Source organism: Cupriavidus sp. GW822-FHT03E04, from assembly GCF_058801495.1.
The window spans coordinates 1-2,606 of record NZ_JBXANI010000065.1; the positions used below are offsets into that span (position 1 = coordinate 1).

Sequence of the window (2,606 nt, forward strand, 5' to 3'; positions counted from 1 at the left end):
TCCATCGGGAACTGGTCGGTACGGTCGATCTCGGCCGCGCGCGGCGCCAGTTCGGCCTGCGCCCAGTTGCGCACGGTGTCGCGCAGCATCTCGATGTCTTCGCCCAAGTCGAATTTCAGGCCTGGCAGCTCGGTCGTTGCGATCATGGCGGTCTCCTGATGGAATCGGTCTTGTTGTTTTGTTTGCTTTGTCGTTTGTGGTCAAACGTGGTCCAGCGTGCGCACCACGCACAAGGTCATCAGCATGGTGGCCACCGCCTTGCGCACGCCGGCGGTCTCGCTATACACGTCGCCCTGCGCCACGATCAAGGTACGGCCGGGCTTGAGCACGCGGCCCACCGCCACCAGCCGCTCGCCCTGGGCGGGTGAGAGCAGATTGATCTTGTACTCGGCGGTCAGCCCGGCCTCGCCGTCCCCCACCATCGACAGTGCGGCGTAGCCGCACGCGCTATCGGCCAGCGCGCCGACGGCGCCACCGTGGAAGAAGCCGTGCTGCTGGGTCACGCCCTCGGACCACGGCATAGCGATCTCCACCTCGCCCCACATGACCCGCGTCAGCGCCGCGCCGAAGGTGGTCATCAGGCCCTGGCGGGAGAAGCTGGTGGCAATGGCATCCGCGCGCTCGGCGGACAACGGCGTGGCATCGACAGCTTGAGGCATGGGCTTTCCTTGTTTGAGAAGCTATTCTATTGACGTTTACGTAAACGTCAATCAAATCAAATACGGCAGCTGTAATAATGCCTCATCAGGCACTTTTCACGACGGTCGGTGGCACTTCGCACGCATGTGTCGCCAGCAACGCCCGGCACTGCCGCTCGTGTTGATCGATCTCGGCAAGCTGCGCCTGCAGGTCCTCGAGCTGGCGCTCCAGTGTGCCGCGGTGATGCGCCAGCGAATGCAGGAAGCGCTCCAGCTGCGGTGCGGTGTCTCGCGGCGATTCATACAAGTCGAGAATCTCGCGGATTTCGTTGAGCGTCAGCCCAAGTCGCTTGCCCCGCACGGTGAGCTTCAGGCGCGTGCGCTCGCGCCCGTTATAGACGCGCTTGCGCCCGGTCGGCCCTTCGCGCTCCGGTGACAGCAAGCCCTGGTCCTCGTAGAAACGGATCGCACGCGGCGTCACGTCGAACTCGCGGGCGAGATCGGTGATGGTGTAGGTTGGCGTGGCTGGCGAGTCTGGCATGGTGGCCCGGTAAAAAAGTGAACGGTCGTTCGGTATGGAATGAAGTTTTCGCTTAAGATGGAAAAAGCCCGCTCCTATTGACGTTAACGTTAGCGTCAAGCAAGGCTGCTGGCAACCGCGATATGCAACCGTGACAACGAGAAAGCCCGCCTGCGCGCGGCACCGCGCGCACAGGGCTTCAGACCCGAGAGACTCCTCATGAACGCACTCGAACACGAACTCCAATACCCGTTTGGCGAAACCCTGCCCGAAGGCGGCGCGCGGCAGCAGGTGGCGCCCGGCGTCTACTGGCTGCGCATGCCGCTGCCCTTCGCGCTGGACCACATCAACCTGTGGCTGGTGCGCGACCGCCTTGAAGGCCGCGACGGCTGGACCATTATCGATTGCGGCGTCACCAACGACACCATCAAGGCGCACTGGGAAACCGTATTCGCCAACGAGCTCGACGGCCTGCCCGTGCTGCGCGTGCTGGCCACCCACTGCCACCCCGACCACATCGGGCTGGCGCACTGGCTGTGCAAGCGCTGGGACGCCCGCCTGTGGATGAGCCTGGGCGACTACATGAACGCCCGCGTGATGGGCGGCGGCAGCGGCGTCGGCTCCAACGCCGGCGGCGACTTCGCGGCCAGCCACTTCGCCCGCCACGGCCTGACGGACCCCGACAGCCTGGAAAAGCTGCGCGCACGCAAGAGCTACTACCCGTCGCTGGTGCCCGACCTACCCACCCAGTACCGCCGCATGATGGACGGCGATACCGTGCATATCGGCACCGACCCGGCCAGGTCCGGCTGGCGAGTGATCACTGGCTTCGGGCACGCGCCCGAGCACGTAGCGCTCTACAACGCCGCCTTGAATGTGCTGATTTCCGGCGACATGGTGCTCCCGCGCATCTCCACCAATGTCAGCGTGTTCGACATGGAGCCGGAAGCCAATCCGCTCAAGCTATACCTGGACTCCCTGGGCAAGTACGAGCCGCTGCCCGAGGACGTGCTGATCCTGCCGTCGCACGGGCGGCCGTTCCGGAACCTGCATACCCGGATCCGCCAGTTGCGCGAACACCATGTGGAGCGGCTTGCCGAGACGCGGGTGGCCTGTGAGGAGAAGGCCTGCAATGCGCATGACATCGTTGGCGTGATTTTCAACCGGCAGTTTGATATTCACCAGATGACGTTTGCCATGGGCGAGGCGCTGGCGCACTTGCATGTGTTGTGGCATGCGGGGGAGGTGAGGCGGGAGGTTGGGGAGGATGGGGTTGTTAGGTTTCGGGTTTAAGGGTACTGGTGGGTGTAGCCCTTGTTGTTGCTGCGGCGGCTGAAACCGCAACCGCAAAAACAACTTCAAATTCAATAACTTAACGTCAACTTCAACTGCAGTTTCACCACCCCTGCGGGGCGGCGACCTACTTTTTTGTCTTGCCAAAAAAGTAG

General features: G+C 63.2%; 4 protein-coding genes. 1 reads left to right on the plus strand and 3 read right to left on the minus strand.

The genetic code is table 11. From position 1 onward, the window contains the following. From AC1RQC_RS40240 to AC1RQC_RS40250, 3 genes are all read right to left on the minus strand, one after another. On the minus strand, positions 1 to 146 hold a 146-nt coding region (locus AC1RQC_RS40240; RefSeq protein WP_492376833.1), incomplete at its 3' end, for an acyl-CoA dehydrogenase family protein. 54 nt (positions 147 to 200) lie between these two features. Beyond that, positions 201 to 659, minus strand: coding sequence for a PaaI family thioesterase (locus tag AC1RQC_RS40245; protein WP_492815241.1), 459 nt, complete (start codon positions 657 to 659; stop codon positions 201 to 203). An 85-nt stretch (positions 660 to 744) separates the two neighbouring features. Then, positions 745 to 1,179: a MerR family transcriptional regulator gene (locus tag AC1RQC_RS40250; RefSeq protein WP_492376831.1), complete on the minus strand. Its 435-nt coding sequence runs from the start codon at positions 1,177 to 1,179 to the stop codon at positions 745 to 747. 198 nt (positions 1,180 to 1,377) lie between these two features. Here AC1RQC_RS40250 and AC1RQC_RS40255 point away from each other — a divergent pair, with 198 nt between their 5' ends. After that, the gene (locus AC1RQC_RS40255) at positions 1,378 to 2,451 is read left to right on the plus strand and encodes an MBL fold metallo-hydrolase (protein WP_492833244.1); all 1,074 of its coding nucleotides are present in this window, start codon (positions 1,378 to 1,380) and stop codon (positions 2,449 to 2,451) included. The last annotated feature ends 155 nt before the right edge of the window (positions 2,452 to 2,606 follow it).